Annotated in this window: 13 protein-coding genes and 1 pseudogene; 10 read left to right on the top strand and 4 right to left on the bottom strand. The window is 65.5% G+C overall.

From position 1 onward, the window contains the following. Window positions 1-178 precede the first annotated feature (178 nt). Window positions 179-2,626 carry an adenylate/guanylate cyclase domain-containing protein gene (locus ACVWW3_RS30275; RefSeq protein WP_456647726.1) on the top strand — a complete coding sequence of 816 codons (2,448 nt, stop codon included), beginning with the start codon at window positions 179-181 and terminating at the stop codon, window positions 2,624-2,626. Window positions 2,627-3,463: 837 nt separating this feature from the next. Here ACVWW3_RS30275 and ACVWW3_RS30280 read toward each other — a convergent pair. Beyond that, window positions 3,464-4,748: pseudogene (locus ACVWW3_RS30280) on the bottom strand (Spy/CpxP family protein refolding chaperone). A gap of 141 nt (window positions 4,749-4,889) precedes the next feature. Further along, complete coding sequence (locus ACVWW3_RS30285; RefSeq protein ID WP_456647724.1) at window positions 4,890-5,903, bottom strand: LysM peptidoglycan-binding domain-containing protein; 1,014 nt, start codon at window positions 5,901-5,903, stop codon at window positions 4,890-4,892. Window positions 5,904-6,163: 260 nt separating this feature from the next. Here ACVWW3_RS30285 and ACVWW3_RS30290 point away from each other — a divergent pair, with 260 nt between their 5' ends. From ACVWW3_RS30290 to ACVWW3_RS30315, 6 genes are all read left to right on the top strand, one after another. After that, window positions 6,164-8,830 (top strand): bifunctional diguanylate cyclase/phosphodiesterase, encoded by a 2,667-nt coding sequence (locus tag ACVWW3_RS30290; RefSeq protein WP_456672242.1) that lies wholly within the window; start codon window positions 6,164-6,166, stop codon window positions 8,828-8,830. A gap of 320 nt (window positions 8,831-9,150) precedes the next feature. Beyond that, the gene (locus tag ACVWW3_RS30295) at window positions 9,151-10,134 is read left to right on the top strand and encodes a helix-turn-helix domain-containing protein (protein ID WP_456647722.1); all 984 of its coding nucleotides are present in this window, start codon (window positions 9,151-9,153) and stop codon (window positions 10,132-10,134) included. A 98-nt stretch (window positions 10,135-10,232) separates the two neighbouring features. Continuing rightward, complete coding sequence (locus tag ACVWW3_RS30300) at window positions 10,233-10,523, top strand: hypothetical protein (RefSeq protein WP_456647721.1); 291 nt, start codon at window positions 10,233-10,235, stop codon at window positions 10,521-10,523. A 108-nt stretch (window positions 10,524-10,631) separates the two neighbouring features. Next, a complete protein-coding gene (locus ACVWW3_RS30305) occupies window positions 10,632-11,837 on the top strand; it encodes an NAD(P)/FAD-dependent oxidoreductase (RefSeq protein WP_456647720.1) in 1,206 nt (401 codons plus the stop codon). A gap of 93 nt (window positions 11,838-11,930) precedes the next feature. Then, window positions 11,931-12,848: an MBL fold metallo-hydrolase gene (locus ACVWW3_RS30310; RefSeq protein WP_456647719.1), complete on the top strand. Its 918-nt coding sequence runs from the start codon at window positions 11,931-11,933 to the stop codon at window positions 12,846-12,848. 214 nt (window positions 12,849-13,062) lie between these two features. After that, the gene (locus ACVWW3_RS30315; protein WP_247345139.1) at window positions 13,063-13,422 is read left to right on the top strand and encodes a hypothetical protein; all 360 of its coding nucleotides are present in this window, start codon (window positions 13,063-13,065) and stop codon (window positions 13,420-13,422) included. A 29-nt stretch (window positions 13,423-13,451) separates the two neighbouring features. Here the strand turns inward: ACVWW3_RS30315 and ACVWW3_RS30320 are convergent, their stop codons facing one another. Continuing rightward, window positions 13,452-13,574 carry a hypothetical protein gene (locus ACVWW3_RS30320; RefSeq protein ID WP_279666951.1) on the bottom strand — a complete coding sequence of 41 codons (123 nt, stop codon included), beginning with the start codon at window positions 13,572-13,574 and terminating at the stop codon, window positions 13,452-13,454. Window positions 13,575-13,980: 406 nt separating this feature from the next. Here ACVWW3_RS30320 and ACVWW3_RS30325 point away from each other — a divergent pair, with 406 nt between their 5' ends. The 3 genes from ACVWW3_RS30325 to ACVWW3_RS30335 all read left to right on the top strand — a co-directional run bounded on the left by ACVWW3_RS30325 (window position 13,981) and on the right by ACVWW3_RS30335 (window position 16,569). Next, window positions 13,981-14,112: a hypothetical protein gene (locus ACVWW3_RS30325; RefSeq protein ID WP_256467631.1), complete on the top strand. Its 132-nt coding sequence runs from the start codon at window positions 13,981-13,983 to the stop codon at window positions 14,110-14,112. Window positions 14,113-14,232: 120 nt separating this feature from the next. Further along, a complete protein-coding gene (locus ACVWW3_RS30330) occupies window positions 14,233-15,357 on the top strand; it encodes a lactonase family protein (RefSeq protein ID WP_354049709.1) in 1,125 nt (374 codons plus the stop codon). A 324-nt stretch (window positions 15,358-15,681) separates the two neighbouring features. Beyond that, a complete protein-coding gene (locus ACVWW3_RS30335; RefSeq protein WP_456647718.1) occupies window positions 15,682-16,569 on the top strand; it encodes an efflux RND transporter periplasmic adaptor subunit in 888 nt (295 codons plus the stop codon). Window positions 16,570-16,731: 162 nt separating this feature from the next. Here ACVWW3_RS30335 and ACVWW3_RS30340 read toward each other — a convergent pair whose 3' ends face one another. After that, the gene (locus ACVWW3_RS30340) at window positions 16,732-17,580 is read right to left on the bottom strand and encodes a caspase family protein (protein WP_456647717.1); all 849 of its coding nucleotides are present in this window, start codon (window positions 17,578-17,580) and stop codon (window positions 16,732-16,734) included. Window positions 17,581-17,693: the final 113 nt, after the last annotated feature.

The following is a 17,693-nucleotide window of genomic DNA, read 5'->3' on the forward strand; positions in this document are numbered from 1 at the left end:
GGATGAGACTGCGACAATTCACCACCCGTCCGGCCCAAACCGGCGTCCCCAGCGGGTAACCAAGCCTGCCGGTCCACCGGTCGTCCGGTCCAAATTATGCTAGCAAATTATGCTAGAAGGACCGCTGGGCCCGTACAGGCCGTAGCGCCGGCGTCGATGGCGGCGCGAGAGGATCGGGATGGCGGGAGCGAACGAGAAGACACGGTTTCTGCGCGAGGGCCTGTTCGCCAAATACGTCGTCTCTCTCGTCGGCCTCGTCGTGTTCGTGCTCGCCGTCAACGGGGCGATGGAGAGCTGGATCTCCTACCGCGCCACCAAGACACAGCTGACCGACGGTCTCGAGGATAAGGCGCAGGCTGCCGCGCGGCGGATCGAGCAGTCGATCTCCGAGCTCGAGCGCCAGATCAGCTGGGTGACGCGGGCGAGCCAGGACACGCTCGAGAAGCGCCGCGCCGACTACGCCCAGCTGCTGCACCAGGTCTCGGTCGTCAACCAGCTGTTCCAACTCAACGGCGAGGGCCGCGAGGTGCTGCGCGTCTCGCGCCAGTCGACCACGACCGGCAGCAATGCCGACCTCTCCCGCGACATGCGCTTCACCGACACCGTGGCCCGCGGCGTCAGCTACGCGCCGGCGTGGTTCTCCGACCGGACGCCGTTCATGTCGATCTCGGTGGCGCATTCCGGTTTCAACGCCGGCGTGACCGTGGCCGAGCTCGACCTCAGCTTTCTCTCCGAGTACCTCACCGACGCCCAGGTCGGCAAGGCGGCCTTCGCCTATGTGGTCGATCCGCGCGGCCGCGTGCTGGCGACGTCGTCGAAGGGCCCCGATGTCGGCAAGGATTTGTCGAAGCTGCCGCAGGTGGCGGCCGCGGTCGCGCCGGGCCACGAGCCCGACAATTCGGGCACCGACTTCAACGGCCATTCGGTGATGAGCGCCGCGAGCATCGTGCCGAAGCTCGGCTGGAGTGTGATGTTCGAGCAACCGACCACGCAGGCCCTGATGCCGATCCGCGACCAGCTGGTGCGTATCGCGCTGCTGATCGGCATGGGCCTGCTGGTCGCGATCCTCGCCGGCACGCTGCTCGCCCGCCGCATGATCATTCCGATCACGGCGCTGCGCGACGGCGCGCACAGGCTCGGCGAGGGCGATTTCAGCCATCGCATCGACGTGCACACCTCCGACGAGCTGGAAGACCTCGCCGGCCAGTTCAACCGCATGGCCGGTCAGCTCCAGGAGACCTATTCGGACCTGGAGACCAAGGTCGAGGAGCGCACCCGCGATCTCGCGCAGTCGATCAACGAGCTCAAGGTGCTGGAAGAGGTCGGCCGCGCGGTCGCCGCCTCGCTCGATCTCAATGCCGTGCTGCCGACGATCGCTGCGCGCGCGATCGAGATCACCCACGCCGATGCCGTGCTGATCTACGGCTACGACGCGCAGGCGCGCCGCTTCAATCTGGTCGAGGCCAACGGCATCGACAAATCCGCCGACGGCGCCCATGTCACGATCGACGAAGGCCAGAACATCCTGACCGATGCGGCCGGGAGCGGCGAGCCGATCGCGCTTGCCGATCTCAAGCAGGCTTCCGAGCAACCGCTGCGCGACGTCGCGATCGATGCCGGCTTCCACTCGGTGCTGGTGGTGCCGCTGGTGGACCAGCAGGGCACGCTCGGCTCGCTGGTGGTGCTGCGCCGCGCCAGCGGCGAGTTCGCCGCCAGCATCATCGGCCTGATGCGCACCTTCGCCAACCAGGCTGTGCTGGCGATGCGCAACGCGCGGCTGTTCACCGAGGTCGACCACAAGGGCCGCGAGCTCGCGGCTGCGCACGAAACCGTGCAACAGCAAGCGGCAAAGCTCCAGGAGCAGACCGAGCAGCTACGCAACTGGAACCGCTCGCTGGAGGAGCGCGTCGAGAAACAACTCGGCGAGATCGGCCGCATCAAGCGGCTCGAACGTTTCCTCGCCCCGCAAGTGGCGCAGCTGATCGCCTCCTCCGACGGCCACGACGCGCTGCTCGACAGCCACCGCCGCGAAGTCACCGTCGTGTTCTGCGATTTGCGCGGCTTCACATCGTTTACGGAGGCGACCGAGCCGGAAGAGGCGATGAACGTGCTGCGCGAATATCACGCGGCACTCGGCGAGCTGATCCACCGCTACGAAGGAACGCTCGACCGCTTTGCCGGCGACGGCGTGATGATTCTGTTCAATGCGCCGATTCAATTCGCCGACCACACCAAGCGCGCGGTGAAGATGGCGGTGGAGATGCGCGACGTGATTGGCCAATTGACCGAGAAATGGAAGAACCGCGGCCACTCGCTCGGCTTCGGCGTCGGCGTCGCCATGGGCTACGCCACGCTCGGCCAGATCGGCTTCGAGCAGCGGCTCGAATATGCCGCGATCGGCAGCGTCACCAATCTCTCCTCCCGCCTCTGCGACGAAGCCAAGGCCGGCCAGGTCGTCGTCAGCCGCCGCGTCTACGGCATGGTCGAGCCCTGGGTCGAAGCCCGCGCGCTCGACGATCTCGTGCTCAAAGGCTTCAATCACCCCGTGCTCGCGATGGAGATTTTGAGCTGGCGCGAGGAAGTGGAGAACGTGGTGGATGCGGCGGCCGCAAGGCGGCGGATGTGAGTTTGCTTTGAACGACAGCTGAACTTGTAAGAAATTCTTACAAGTTGCCGCCGTCCCTCCAAACAAAAAGTGCGAAAACAACCCCATGCACAGTAGACGGCCGCTGCGAGATCAATGACTTACGCGGCTGCCGATGTTGGGGGCCGGCAGTTTGACACGTCGGGCAAAACACCGGCAGGATGGCATCATCCCCACGAACCACATCCCTCCTTCTCGCGACTAACGATCGCCTCAGCGACGGGGCGAAAATTCGGCGAGATGGTGCAGGCGCACCCCTCGCATCTGCGCCTCTCGCGCATGACTGTCATCCTTGATTACGAATATGCGGCGCTGCTGCTGACGAAGCATGAATACGAGGGCACGTTCGCGACGCCGCCCGCGCCGCTTGCGACGGCCGACCGGCCGCGCTGGCTCGATGTCGGCGGCGCCAGCGCTTTCTTCGAGGTTGCCGCGCCTTACGCGAAGAAGATGTTCGCGAGCCCTCCGCGCGCCGATCTGACCGAGACCCGCGCGATCGCGTTGCAGCCGCGTGCGAGCGATCCCAATGCCGGCAAGAGCCCGCAGGACGAGCACACGCGCCAAAATCCGCCGAGCGGCTATCAGATCTACTATTATTATGTCGGCGGCGTGCGGAGCCGCGACAATTTCCGCCTGCACGATTGGGGCAAGGAGCACGCCCACAATCATCTCGGCGGCACCATGCGGCCCTGCCAGGCGGTGCCGGAGATGAGCCCGTTCTACGTCGAGTTCGAGGAATATTTCGGCGGTTACAATTTTGCCGGCGGCAACGCGCAGCTCGACTTCAAGGACATAAAGTTCGACTGGGCGTGCGGGTGGTCACACCCCGCGCTTCGGCCCGATCGCCTCGAACCCCGCCTTCTGCTCGTCGCTCAGATCAGCCTCGAAATCGTCGAGCGCGTCACTGACGCCGCTCACGGCCTGCAGCATCGTCTCCAGCCGCGCCTTCACAGTGGCAAGGCGGGCCTGCGGGGTCGGTGCTGCTTTTGACGGACAGGCGCTCAACGTCTCCATGGTGCGCAGCGTGGTGTCCTGAAGTACATCGAGACGCGCGCGGGCGATGTCGTCGAGTTTGAGCGTGGACGCGATGTCGGCCGCGGGCCATTGCTGTTGCACGAGCTGCTCGTATTGGCGCTGCACTTTCTCATCGTAGCGGGGATCGCTGTCCGCCTGGCAGGCCGATGCCGCCTGGGGATTCTTTTGCTGGATCGACGCAAGCGCGGCGCTGCGGTCCTTGGCCAGAGCATCGAGCTTTGTCTTCTGCCCGTCGTCGAGGATATCGACGAATTTTGCGAGCGGCGGTGCAACCGCGTCCGTTGCCTTGATCATGGCCGCGAGGCGCTCGCGCATCAGACCGAGCCGCTCCATGGCCGTCGCAGGGACCTGCGTTGGGCAGGCTGCACGGATCGTGTCGCGCGCCGCCTGCCAGGCGGTGGCGAGCTCGTCGAGCGCTGTGCGCTGCAATTCGTTCGGCTGCACGGCAGCGGCGATGCGGTCGGCCGGCAGGCCGCCGGTGTCGCTGGCATCGCAGAGAGCCTCCGCGGTCGGCACTCTCCGTCCGCGCCTGCCTTGCGGCGCGGTGTAGGCGGCAAGCTCTGTTACCGCATAGGGCGAAAAGATCGCGGGCATAGATGTCGCCATAGCCATAGAGCGAGAGGCTGGTCGCATCGCCGAGGATGATTGCGGTGGTGAGGTCGTCATGCGCGAACGGCCAGAACACCGGGCCAGCCCAGCCGTAGCTGCCATCGGGATGACGCCACCAGCCTTGCGGGCGCTTGCCGCCGTGCCAGCCCGACAGGGCAGCTTGCGCCGTGAGCGCCGCACGGAGGACGTAAGGATTGGCCGGCTGCCCTCGCTCAACACCGCGAGGATCTTGTGACCGCAGCGCTGCGGAGCGGTATCGGCCGCCTCGCACCGCCATGCGCGCGTGGCGCAGGCGCGACATGCCGATCACGTGGCCGACGGCGAAGCGCGCGACACCGAGCGGGCCGCCGCGCAATCCGAACTGCGCCTCGGCGCGATTTGGCAACAGCACCACCAGCATCACGAGGGTTGCGCCCGTTAGCGCCAGCCCCAGCCTGAGACCCATGCGTGATCTCGACATGACCACTGACCTGTCCACCCCGGCCCTCCTCCGGCGCCAAGCGCGCATCGCGTCGCATCACGTTGACGCGCGGGGGAACCAAATGTTCCGGAAGTACAGAGGGCAAAGCGTCGCAACGCGCAGGACAGTGCCGATGCGGTGTCACTCCGTCTTCTGCGGCACCACGAAGGTCTGGCCGGGATAGATCAAGTTGGGGTTGTGAATCTTGGCGCGGTTGGCGTTGTAGATCACGGCAAAGCGGGCGCCGTCGCCGTAGGCGAGCCGGCTGAGCGCCCAAAGGCTATCGCCGCGGGAGATCACCCGGTTGCCGCCTGCTTCCGCCGGTGCACCGCCGACGACGTCCGCCGGCGAGGCCGACGCAACGGTCGTGGCCGCGGGAGCCCGCGCCATGACCCCTGACACGCCCCTGGGTTTCGGTGCACCCATCAATCTCGGCCGGGCCGCGGGCCTGTCCGATACCGATGCCACGACATCCGACTTGTCGTCAGATTTCTCGGCCTTTGCATCTTGCCTCGCAACCGGCACAGGGCGCGCGGGCGGCGGCGCGGCTTCGGCGATCGTCACCGGCATGCTGCGGCCGGATTGCGTGACGGTGCCGTCAGGCGATTTCGCCCGCAGGGTCAGCTCATAGGAACCGGCAGGAAGCTGCGGCGGCGTCATCACGAATTGGCCCGACGCATCCGCCACCACCGTGTCGAGCGGCTTGCCGTCGCGCAGCAGCTCGACCTTGGCGCCCGGCGTCGCCCGGCCCGCGATCACTGCCGCCTCGCCGTGATCGTCGACGCGCGCGACGTCGAAACGGGGGCCGGTATCCGCAACTGCCGGCGGCGGCTTGACCGGCGCAAGATCGGCAAGCGTGGCGGTGACCTGCTTCTGGGTTTCGGCCAGCGCACCCGCCTTCGGCTCGGGGGCCGGCGCCGGAGACGCAGCTGGCGACGGCGGCGCGACGGCGGCGAGCTTTGGCTCTTCCAGCTTGAGTTCCGGCTTGGGTTCGACCTTCTGTTCGACCTTGGCCTCCGGCCTGGCGGCGACCACGGTGTCGGTCTTCGCCCCGTTCGGCAGCAGGCGGCGCAGCTCGGTGGGGCCGATCACCAGCACGGTGCCGCCCACCGCGAGCAGACAGAATGCAATGAAGGCCTTGGATGCGATCGTCATCAGAAACGAACCTTGATCAGAAACGAAGCTTGCAAATCAGCCGGGACAGCAAATTGCGCCGTTTTGGCCGCGGCAGCAAGGCGGTCGATAGGATGATGAGCCAACGCGCCAGGGATGAACCGACGCCACCCCGCCGGCGTCAAATGATCGACCGCATCGCGGCACCCGCCTGAATCCGTTCCGATTCATATTTTCCTAACCCTCGCTGGTAACCGGCTCTTGTCGGTTTTGCTGCATCTTGCATCCCACGGGAGGGCTGCATGGGCACATCGATCAGGTGGACCGCGCGCATGCGCGGGTTGCTGCGCCGTTGGCGCGGCGCGCCACTGACTTGGCTAATCGTCGGCGGTTTCGTGCTGATGGCTGCAATGGCCATCGGCACCGCGCTAACGGTCGACCGCTTCCGGCAGAATGCGATCGAGAGCGGCCGCGACAGCCTGGAAAACTCAGTCCGGCTGCTCGCCCGTCATTTCGACCGCGAGTTCGAGGACTTCGCGGTGCTCCAGAAGAGCGTCATCGCGGAACTCGAAAGCCGTAGCATCGAATCCGCTGATGTCTTCCGCAGCCAGATGGCAACACTCGCCATGCACGAGGTGCTGCGCGCAAAGACAAGTGGTTGGTCCGATGTCGCCGGCGCCAATGTGTTCGATTCCAACGGCGTTCTGATCAACTCGTCGCGGCGCTGGCCGGTCGCCAACATCTCGGTCGGTGACCGCGGCTATTTCAACCGGCTCAAGAACGACGCGTCCGCGCAGGAAGAGATCGAAGTCGTGCCCGGACGGTTCGGCGGTGGCGCCGCGATCGTGTTCGCGCGCCGCGTCTCCGGTCCGCACGGCGAGTTCTACGGCATGGTCTCGCGTGCGATCACGCCCGACCAGCTCGAATCCTTCTTCGCCTCGAGCGGGCTCGGCGAGGAATCCTCGATCGCGATGCATCATCAGAACGGCCAGCTTCTCGCGCGCGTTCCGCATGCCGACGCGATGATCGGTCAGAATTTCCGCAACGGAACGCCCGAGCAGATGGCGGTGTTCGAGCGCACGTTCGTCACCACACAGCTCGCAAGCCCGATGGACGGCAAGGACCGCATCGTCGCCTCGCGCATGCTGACCGGCGAGCCGCTGGTCGTGGTCGCGACCAAGTCGCTCGACGCGGCGCTGGCGACCTGGCGCACGCAAACCAAATTCTTCGTCACCGTCGCCGTGCTGTCGATCGGCCTGCTCGTGCTCACGCTTTATCTGATCTTCCGCCAGGTGACGCGCCGGCTCTCGGTGGAGAAGCAGCGGCTCGACACCGCGATGAACACCATGACGCAGGGCCTCCTGATGTTCGATCAGGACGAACGGCTGATCGTCTGCAATCGGCGCTACAACATCGAGATGTACGGCCTGTCGGCCGAAATCGTGAAGCCCGGCGCCCATTTCCGCGAAGTGATCCAGCATCGCCACGACACCGGCTCGTTCCACGGCGACGTCGATTCCTATTGCGACGGCATCTTGAGCAATGCCGGGCAGACGCAGAGCGCGATCGTCGAGACCGCGGAGGGCCGCCTGATCGAGATCAAGAACCAGCCCGGCGCCGCCGGCGGCTGGCTCGCGACCCATGACGACGTCACCGATCGCATCCGCGCCGACGAGCGCATCGCGCACATGGCGCATTACGACGCGCTGACCGACCTGCCTAACCGCGTGCTGATGCGCGGCCATCTGGAGCGCCGCGTCGCGGAACTCAGCCAGGGCAAGCCGTTCGCGATCCTCTATATCGACGTCGACGAGTTCAAGGGCGTCAACGATTCGCTCGGACACGAGGTCGGCGACGAGCTGCTGCGCCAGGTCGCGAACCGGCTGCGCGCCTGCGTCAGCGGCAACGACATGGTCGCACGGTTGGGCGGCGACGAATTCGCCATCGTCAAGGCCGGCACCAACGATCAGGCCGAGCTGACGGCACTCGCCGAACAGATCCTGAAGGCGCTGCGCGCGCCCGTGAACTGCAACGGCCAGGAAATCCCGACCGATGCCAGCATCGGCATCGCGATCGCCCCCGACCACGGCGACACTCTCGAGGATCTGCTCAAGCGCGCCGATCTCGCGATGTATGCGGCGAAATCCGAGGGCCGTCGAACCTTCCGTGTCTTCGCGCCCGAATACGACGCCAAGGCAGGGCAGCGCCGTCAGCTCGAGCTCGATTTGCGCCAAGCGCTCGCCCGCGGCGAGTTCGAGGTGCATTACCAGCCGCTGGTCGACCTTGCGGCCAATGTCGTCAACGGCTGCGAGGCGCTGCTGCGCTGGTGCCATCCCGAGCGCGGCATGATTTCGCCTGCGGACTTCATTCCGGTCGCCGAAGAGACCGGACTGATCGGCGAGATCGGCGAATGGGTGCTGAGGCAGGCCTGCACCGAGGCTGCTTCCTGGCCCGGCGACATCCATATCGCGGTGAACGTTTCACCGGTACAGTTCCGCTCCAGGACGCTGGCGCTCAAGGTCGCAGCTGCGCTGGCGGAGTCAGGGCTGGCGCCCGGACGGCTCGAGCTCGAGATCACCGAGACCGTGCTGATCCGCGACGATGCGGAGGCGCTGACGATCCTGCAGCAGCTGCGCGAGCTCGGCGTACGCATCGCGCTCGACGATTTCGGCACCGGCTATTCCTCGCTGAGCTATCTGCATCGTTTCCCGTTCGACAAGATCAAGATCGACCGCAGCTTCATCAGCGACATCGGCCAGTCCGAAGACTCGTCGCCGATCGTGCAGGCCGTGGTGCACATGGCCGCCGCCCGTCACATGGCGACGACCGCGGAAGGGGTCGAGACCGAGGCCCAGCGCGAGGTGCTGCGAAAGCTCGGATGCAGCCAGATGCAGGGCTGGCTGTTCAGCCCGGCCGTGCCGGCGGCGAAGTTGAGGCAGCTGTTGTCGGCGCAGGCGGTAGCGGCCTAGCTGCGCACCAGCAACCGTACCCTCCTCATTGGGGTATCTGTCGCAAAATCGGACAACGCTTGTTCGCTTCGAAATGCGGCGTTCCTGCGCCACAAATGGTCCAATCGTCACAGCCGCGTGACGGCCTGCCGACCTGTTGTCATACCCGCCGCTCGCCCACCGTGCGTTCGCGCAAGTGCGCGCCGGCTTGGAGCAGGATCAGACAAAGAATCGCGGCTTCAGGAAATACGCCGGGCCTTCGCGGCGCATAGAACACGCGCCGACCCGTACGAATACGGACGATTGGTCGGAATCCTGAGGCGATCAGGAGGAGCCACGCCATGATCGGAAGCAGCGCACTCATGCGCAATCCCCCGCACAAAAGTTTGCCACCCGCGCCGGACGTGCAACCGGACTTGCAACCAGATCTGCAACCAGACGACAATTCGGCGCGCGAGCGGCGCGCCGCCAATCTGGAGATGGCGCGCGTCCTCAAGACGCAGCCGCTTCGCATGGCCTCCGATTCCCAAAGCGGCGCCATCGCCTATTGGAAACACGAGGCGCTGCACGACATTGTCGAGCCGATGGCCGATCACGTCATCATGGCTTATCCCGCCGGCTCGCAGGCGCTGGAACGGCGCACGGGAAAAACGGTTGCAATTGCGACGGCGCGTGCCGGTGTCGTGACGATCATTCCGGCCGGCTCGACGTCCCGTTGGGACATCCACCGGCCCTTGCATGTCGTTCAGCTCTATCTTCCGCAACGGACGCTTCTGCGCATCGCCGATGAAGCCAACACGGCAAGCCCTGACGATCTGCTGGAAAGAACCGGGCATCCCGACGCCATCACGTCCCGATTGCTCCTGAGCGCGGCCGACTCGCTCGAAGGCAGCGCCACACTGGACACGCTGTTCAGGCAGCAATTGACGGATCTTCTCGCGACGCGCCTGTTGGCCGCCCATGCCGGCGTGCCGGCCACGCTGCAGCCGATTATCGGCGGCCTTTCGCCGGCGGTCCTGCGCCGGGCGATCGAACGCCTGCGTTCGGACAGCGATGCGGATGTTTCGCTCTCGGCGCTTGCATGCGACGCAGGCCTGTCGCGTTTCCATTTCTGCCGATCCTTCAAGGAGAGCACCGGGCTCTCGCCGCATGCCTGGCTGCGCCAGCACCGGCTCGAGCAGGCCATGAACATGCTGCGGAAGAGCGACGAATCGGTCGTCTCGGTCGCCGCTGCACTCGGTTATTCCTCGCAGACCGCCTTCGCCGCGGCATTCAAGAAGCTGACGGGCGAAACGCCGAGCGATTGGCGCAGGCGCGTGCGTTAGCAGCAATCCCTCGATAGGGACGGCAATCGCGCTGGGGCAGCGGCAAGTCGGGTGGGGTACATCATGACCATGTCCAGACCAATCGAGGGAGACCAAAGATGACCTGGAAAAACTTCGTCACCCGCCAGCTGATCGCATCACGCCGCCGAAGCCTCGCGACCGCGACCTTGTACGGACTCTCGCTGGCCGTTCGCTTCACGTCGGCGACGGGCGAGGAGGTGGAAATTCCGGCATACTCCATACATCCGACGCATCCGCTGGTTTCCATCATGACCCGAAATGGCGCCGGCCTAACCTATCAGGACTGGGGTGCAATGGAGCCTCAGCCGCTCGTCCTTCGCTACAGCTTGCCGCCGCGTTCGCCGCTGCAACGCTGCATGGCGCCTTAAGACCAGCCATCGACTTCACCTCTTCGTGCCGCTGCCGGACGCTGCCCTCAACGCAGCAACGCGGTCGCGCGCGGACTTTCGAAAAGCGAAACAACAAGGAGCAAATCCATGCGAATCATTATCATCGGTGCCGGCTTCGCCGGCATGTACGCCGCCCTTTCCGCAGCGCGTCAGCGCGAGATCCAGGGCGTCTCGCCAGAGCAGCTCGAGATCGCACTGGTTGCCCCCACGCCCACGCTCGTGGTTCGCCCGCGGCTCTATGAAGCGAAGCCCGAGACCCTGACGGCGCCCCTGCTCGATGTGCTCGAGTCGATCGACGTCGCCTATGTGCAAGGCAGCGCCGAGACCATCAACACCGAAGCTCGAACGGTGGAGATCGCCACCGCCAAGGGCGCCACCAAGACGCTCTCCTACGATCGCCTTGTCGTGGCCACCGGCAGCCGGCTGTTCCGTCCGAACATTCCGGGCCTCGCCGAGCACGGCTTCAGCGTCGATACGCTCGACGACGCGGTCGCGCTCGACAAGCATCTGCACGGTCTCGCGAAGCGGCCCGCCGTGAACGGACGCGAGACGGTGATGGTCGCCGGCGGCGGCTTCACCGGGATCGAGGCGGCCACGGAGATGCCGGCGCGGTTGCGCGATATCTTCGGCAAGGATGCCAAGCCCCGCATCATCATCGTCGAGCGCAATATTGCGATCGCGCCTGACATGGGCGAGGGCGCTCGCCCCATCATCGAGGAAGCCCTGCGCAAGGTCGGCGTGGAGACACGGCTCGGCGCCGGTGTGGCCTCGCTCGATCAATCCGGCGTGACGCTGTCGAATGGCGAGCACATCGAAACCGAGACCGTGATCTGGGCGGCGGGCATTCGCGCCGCGCCACTGACCGCGCAGATACCTGCCGGGCGCGACAATTTCGGCCGTCTGCTGGTGGACCGCGATCTGCGCGTGCCCGGTGTCGCGGGCGTCTTCGCCACCGGCGATGCTGCGCGCGCCGCCTGCGACGACGAGGGCAATCACGCGCTGATGTCGTGTCAGCACGCCACGCGGATGGGCGCCTTTGCCGGCAACAACGCCGCGGCAGAGCTGCTGGGCGTGCCGACCAGGCCCTATCACCAGAAGGCCTATGTGACCTGCCTCGACCTCGGCGAAGCCGGCGCGCTGTTCACGCGTGGATGGGAGCGCGAGGTCGAGATGGTCGGCGAGACCGCCAAGAAGACCAAGCAGGAGATCAACACTGTCTGGATCTACCCGCCGAAGGCCGAGCGCGCCGCCGCGCTCGCTTCTGCGGATCCGGAGCGCGTGACTGAGCTCTAGACGCACCAAGCGATGACGGCTGCACGTTCCTGGCCGTGCGGCCTGCTCAACCAAGACCAGCCGGAAACTCAACCCTTGAAACAGGAGACCAACATGAACCTGCACAACACCTCATATCCCGTGTCATCGGGGCCCGAAGAGCTCGTTCCCTCGCGCTACGCGCTGAAGATCGGCGAGATCGACGTGCTGGTGGTCAGCGATGGCGTGCTGCCGCTGCCAACCACGATGTTGGCCCACAACGCCGACCCGGCCGTCCGGGCGACCTGGCTACACGACATGTTCCTGCCGCAGGACGCTTTCGACTGGGCGCTGAACGCGGTGATGGTCCGCAGCGGCGGCAAGACCATCCTCATCGACGCCGGACTGGGGTCGGACCCGAACTTGAACTTGCCGCGCGCCGGGCAGTTGATCAAGCGACTGGCGGCCGCCGGCATCGATCTTTCGTCGGTGACCGATCTGGTGTTGACCCATTTGCACATGGACCACATCGGCGGGCTGCTGGTCAACGGGGTGAAGGAGCAACTGCGTAAAGACCTGCGGATCCACGTCGCGGCTGCCGAGGTCAAATTCTGGGAAGCGCCAGATTTTTCCCGCACTGCCATGCCGGAAGGATTCCCGGACGCGCTTCGAGCGACCGCCAAGCGGTTCGTGAAGGAGTTCGGCCCTCGGCTGCGGCTGTTCGATGACGAGCACGAGGTTGCGCCCGGCGTCATCGCCCGTCGCACCGGCGGTCACACCCCCGGACACAGCGTGGTTCGCATGGCGTCCGGCGATGATGCGCTGACATTCGCCGGCGACGCCGTGTTTGCCGTCGGGTTCGAACAACCGGACTGGCACAACGGTTTCGAACACGATCCCGAGGATGCCGCGCGCGTACGCATCAATCTCTTGCGAGAGCTCGCCAAGACCGGCGAGATGCTGGTGGCCACGCACCTGCCGTTCCCGTCCGTGGGCCGGGTCGCGGTGGACGGCGACGCCTTTCGTTGGGTTCCGGCGTTCTGGGACTACTGAACGCTTGCCGGATTAGCATCAACGCAGGGCGCGGACTCATATCATCGATGAGTTCGCGCCCTTGAAAATAGGATCAAACGTCGGACCTCGCGGTTATCGCTCCGCTGAGATGGCTGGAACCCGATCGGCGGGCGTCAGTCGGCATTGCGTCACGCGCAGCGCAGGCGGCTCCCCGTCTGCGCTCCTGCGTGCGCGCGAGATCGAGCGAGGCGATATGGCAATCGCGACTTTCAGGATCATCACGCTCGTAGCGGTTGCCGCCTTGATTGGGCCTTACGTGGAAGCCCGCGACGACGGTCGCTACGCAAACTCTCCCCTCAAGGGCTGGTTCGAGGGCCTGCACAGCAAGGGCGGCGGCGCCTGCTGTGCCGACGCCGACGGCACCGCCCTCGACGACGTCGATTGGGACACGCAAAACGGACATTATCGCGTCAGGCTAATGGGCGATTGGATCGAGGTGCCCGACGACGCCGTGATCACCGAGCCGAACCGTGCCGGCCGCACCATGGTCTGGCCGTATTATATCAACGGACGCGCCAAGATCCGCTGCTTCATGCCCGGCAGCATGATTTGAGGGTTCAGGAAATTTCGCAGGATGCGGGCCTACTTCGCCTGCTTGGCCGCCCGGATCTCGGCGAACTCCGCGTCGGGATGGGTGACGATGGTGGCGAACATGATGCCGCTGATGATGAGCGACCAGGCGGTGTCCCAATAAATCCAAAACACGTGCCAGCCTCCGTTTCGATCTCCTCGGCCCGCGGGATCAGGACAACGGAAAGGCGAGGCTGCTGTTCCAAATGCAAGTGCGGCGCGGGCGAGGCGCTATTCTGGTTTGGTCGGCACCGAGTTGCGATCGGTTTGACCGGTGTGGCGCTTTGCCACGACATCCTCATCGCGCTCGCCTTGATGCGGGCGCGGCGGCGGGCTCGGGCTGGCCGGCTTCGCCGCCATGCTTGCCGCCCATGTCGGGCTTACCTTCGAGATCGTTTTCGCGGGGCATGCCCGTTCAATGCGCTGGCGCGGCATTGGTTCGTTTCCGCCTGTGAACGAGTTCATAGGATTGCCGCGGTTTGCAGTGCACGATCGCAAGGCGCGCCCCAGGGGCATTCATTTGAGGGACGGATTCGGCTTGATGCGGAAACCACTCATCGTCCGGACGATCCTGACCTGCGCGCTGCTCGCGGTCACCGTGTGGACCGTGCTCGGGTCGCCCAAACCTCCGCCCGGCCGGCATCTGCCCTCCCGCACAGCGGCAGTGCGGTAGACCTCCCCACCGATACCATTTCGGCATCGATCAATCCCAATTGGAATTTGGTGCGGCGGGGCGGCTGCCGCTATCCTCGCGACAAAACGACACTGCCGCACCGGCTTTCAGGAGGACCCCATGTTGAGACCGACCCGACGCGTCGCATCCCGCGCGCCCCGCACTGCGATCGCCACCACCCTCGCTTTCCTCACCCTCATTTCTGGAGTCCGCGCCGGCATGGCCGAGACCTTCGCCTATGTCGGCAATGCCGACAGCAACGACATCAGCGTGTTCAAGATGGCTGAGAGCGGCGAGATGGTTCCCGTGCAGACGGCCGCCTTCAGCGGCGTCGAAAAGCCCGGCTCCTCGACGCCGCTCGCGATCACACCCGACCACCGCGTGCTGATTGCGGGCGTCCGCTCGCAGCCGTTCGTTGCGGTGAGCTTTGCAATCGATCCCAAGACGGGTCAGCTCAGCCATATCGGCAACGGGCCGCTCGCCGACAGCATGGCCAATATCGCCCTCGACCGCAGCGGCAAGTTCCTGTTCAGCGCCTCCTATGGCGGCAACAAGGTCGCGCTGAATCCGCTCAACGCCAATGGCGTCGCGGGCGAGCCGAAGCAGGTGATCCCGACCGGGCTGAATGCGCACGCCTTCCTGCCCTCGCCCGACAACCGCTTCGTGTTCGCGACCAATCTCGGCTCCGACCAGGTGCTGGCCTTCGCGTTCGATGCCACGACCGGTACGCTCACACCGAGCGATCCGCCGGCCCACAAGGTGCCGGAGAAATCGGGACCGCGACATTTCGTATTCCACCCCAACGGCAAGTTCGTCTATCTCATCCACGAGCTGAACGGCGACGTCGCGGCGTTCGCGTACGAAGCCAAGAGCGGCGCATGGGACGAGATCCAGCGCACCACCGCGCTGCCGGAGGGGTTTTCGGGAAAGCCCTGGGCGGCAGACATTCACATCACCCCCGACGGCCGTTTCCTCTACGCTTCCGATCGCACCACCAACACGCTCACCGCCTACAAGGTCGATGCAACAAGCGGCAAGCTGTCCACAATCGGCAGCGTGCCGACCGAGAAGCAGCCGCGCGGCTTCCACATCGATCCCTCGGGGCGCTACCTCGCCGCCGTCGGCGAACTCTCCGACAGCATGACGGTCTATGCCATCGACCAGAGCGGCGGCGCGCTGACCAAGCTGAAATCCTACGCCACCGGCAAGAAGCCGAACTGGGTGGAGTTCTTGAGCCTGCCGTGAGATTGCTCACCTTTGGAGGCTGCGGGATGAGTTCGGCCTGCATGGTTCGAGACGTCCGCTTTGGCGGGCTCCTCACCATGAGGGTCTGATATCTCGCCGCGAAGCACGACCTCATCCTGAGGGCCCGCCGCAGGCGGGCGTCTCGAAGGATGGCCGCAGGGATGGGGGGAAGACAGCGAACCTTGGCGTCGGTCCCGAAGACCAATTCAACGGGCGGCGTCGCGCCGCCCGTGCTGCTGCGGCATTCTCATCCGGCCGGCCCATGGTCTGCCGCGGTTGCTTCTGTTATCGATGAGGCCATCAAGGCCCCAACCGGAATGACCGATGCGTTCATTGCCTGCGCGTTCTTTTTCCCAGCATTTCGTTGCGCTCACCGGACTGCTGTTGCTGTCCGCCCAGCCCGCGCCCGCCGCCGATGACGAGGCGCCCAAGGGACCGGCAGTCACGGTGCTGAAGGTCGCAAAATCCTGTTTCTCCGACATCGTCGAGGCCACCGGCACGATCGTCGCGCGCGAGGAAAGCTCCGTGCGGCCCGAGCGGCCCGGCCTGAAGGTGACGGAAGTGCTGGCGGAAGCCGGCGAGACCACTACCGCAGGCCAAGTGCTGGCGCGGCTGGCGCTGCCCGAGGGTGGCACGCTTCAGGTCACCGCCCCCGTGGCGGGCGTGATTGCGACGTCGACCGCGCAGATCGGCAACCTCGCCTCAGCCAAGGGCGAGGCGCTGTTCACCATCGTGGCGCGCAGCGAATACGATCTCGTCGGCCTCGTCGCGACCACCGATATGCGCAAGCTCGCGGTCAACCAGCAGGCGACCGTGCGCATCGCCGGCGCCGGAGATATCGACGGCAAGGTGCGCCGCATCGGCCCGACCGTCGAGCCGAACATCCAGCAGGGCATCGTCTATATCGGCATCTCCTCGCAGAAACGGCTGTTGCTGAATGCGAGCGGGCGCGCGCTGATCAAGTCCGGCCAGAGCTGCAACGTCGCGGTGCCGCTGACCTCGGTGCAGTACTCCTCCGCCGGTACCGTCGTGCAGGTGATTCGCCGCAACCGCGTCGAGACCAAGCGCGTCGAGGTCGGGCTGATGTCGGGCGGCAATATCGAGGTCCGCGACGGCCTCAACGAAGGCGATGTCGTCGTCGCCCGCGCCGGTGCGCTGTTGCGCGAAGGCGATGCCGTGCGCCCGGTGATGGCCGCGGAAGCTGCGAAGTAGGATTGCTATAGTCCCGGACGCGCTGCAGCGTGTAATGCTGCTGCGCAGAGCCGGGACCCATCTCTCGTCCAGGCGATTAAAAAACCAGGCCCCGGCTCAGCGTCGCATCATTGCATGATGCGCCGCGTCCGGGGCACGAGAATTGGCAGAACCTAAGAAAAACTAGCCGCCGGCTTCGCCGAAATGGATATCTTCGAGCAGCGAGGAAGAGACCGACGGGACCTGGTCGCCTTCGCTCGCACGGGAGATGGCAACGCGGGTCTTGTTGAAGACGCTCTCGGCGCTGCCCTGCGCATTGAGATTGGTGAGGAACTCGCTGACCAGCACGCTGTGCTCGCCCTTGCCGTCGTCGACGACCTTGCCGGGCGAAGCCGAGGAAAGAATCAGCGCATTGTCGGGCGCGGTGATCGGCGCGAGGCCGTGGCTGTAGGAGCGGAAGCGGCGCTCATAGGGATTGCGGCGGGAAGCGTCGACCACGACGAGCTTGGCCTTGGCGCCCTGCTCCTTCATCATGTCGAGCACGCCGTCGATGGAAACGCCCTGGCGGCGGACGTCGCTTTCCTTCCAGATCACGGCGTCGACCGGCAACATGTAGCTTTGGCGGCCGGCCTCTACGCCGTAGCCGCCGAAGAACAGCATGACGACGGTGTCGCGCTTGATCCGGGACTTCAGGCGATTGACGGCGCGGACCATGTCGTCCCTGGTTGCGTCTTCCACCATGTCGACGTCAAAGCCGCTCTTGCGCAGCGACGAGGACAGCGCGCGGGCGTCGTTGATCGACTGCGTCAGCGGCGCGCTGGCGTCCGGGTAATGTCCATTGCCGATGACAAGCGCGAGACGCGAGGTCTGGCCGATCGAGCCGGTGACCTGGTCGGTCGAGATGGCCTTGGCGGCATCGAGCGTACGCATATTGAGGGCAGCATGGGCGCCGATCACGAGCGACACCGTGCCGATGAGGGCTGCGGCGACGGCGATCGTGCGTCGGGAAAGGTCGAGCTGCGTTACATTCATCTCGGTTCGTTCCTGTGCCAAAGACCAGCCAAGCACGCGCACACTGTTTGAGTAGCGCGATAGCGTCTTTAGGTTTGAGGGGTTGGCCGGGGTGTGCCCCCGAATTGCGCGCA

Source organism: Bradyrhizobium sp. LM2.9 (assembly GCF_054056555.1).

Coding starts and splice junctions, on each gene's coding strand:
- ACVWW3_RS30275 (WP_456647726.1), top strand. CDS start 179: ATGGCGGGAGCGAACGAGAAGACACGGTTTCTGCGCGAGGGCCTGTTC.
- ACVWW3_RS30285 (WP_456647724.1), bottom strand. CDS start 5,903: ATGACGATCGCATCCAAGGCCTTCATTGCATTCTGTCTGCTCGCGGTG.
- ACVWW3_RS30290 (WP_456672242.1), top strand. CDS start 6,164: ATGGGCACATCGATCAGGTGGACCGCGCGCATGCGCGGGTTGCTGCGC.
- ACVWW3_RS30295 (WP_456647722.1), top strand. CDS start 9,151: ATGATCGGAAGCAGCGCACTCATGCGCAATCCCCCGCACAAAAGTTTG.
- ACVWW3_RS30300 (WP_456647721.1), top strand. CDS start 10,233: ATGACCTGGAAAAACTTCGTCACCCGCCAGCTGATCGCATCACGCCGC.
- ACVWW3_RS30305 (WP_456647720.1), top strand. CDS start 10,632: ATGCGAATCATTATCATCGGTGCCGGCTTCGCCGGCATGTACGCCGCC.
- ACVWW3_RS30310 (WP_456647719.1), top strand. CDS start 11,931: ATGAACCTGCACAACACCTCATATCCCGTGTCATCGGGGCCCGAAGAG.
- ACVWW3_RS30315 (WP_247345139.1), top strand. CDS start 13,063: ATGGCAATCGCGACTTTCAGGATCATCACGCTCGTAGCGGTTGCCGCC.
- ACVWW3_RS30325 (WP_256467631.1), top strand. CDS start 13,981: ATGCGGAAACCACTCATCGTCCGGACGATCCTGACCTGCGCGCTGCTC.
- ACVWW3_RS30330 (WP_354049709.1), top strand. CDS start 14,233: ATGTTGAGACCGACCCGACGCGTCGCATCCCGCGCGCCCCGCACTGCG.
- ACVWW3_RS30335 (WP_456647718.1), top strand. CDS start 15,682: ATGCGTTCATTGCCTGCGCGTTCTTTTTCCCAGCATTTCGTTGCGCTC.
- ACVWW3_RS30340 (WP_456647717.1), bottom strand. CDS start 17,580: ATGAATGTAACGCAGCTCGACCTTTCCCGACGCACGATCGCCGTCGCC.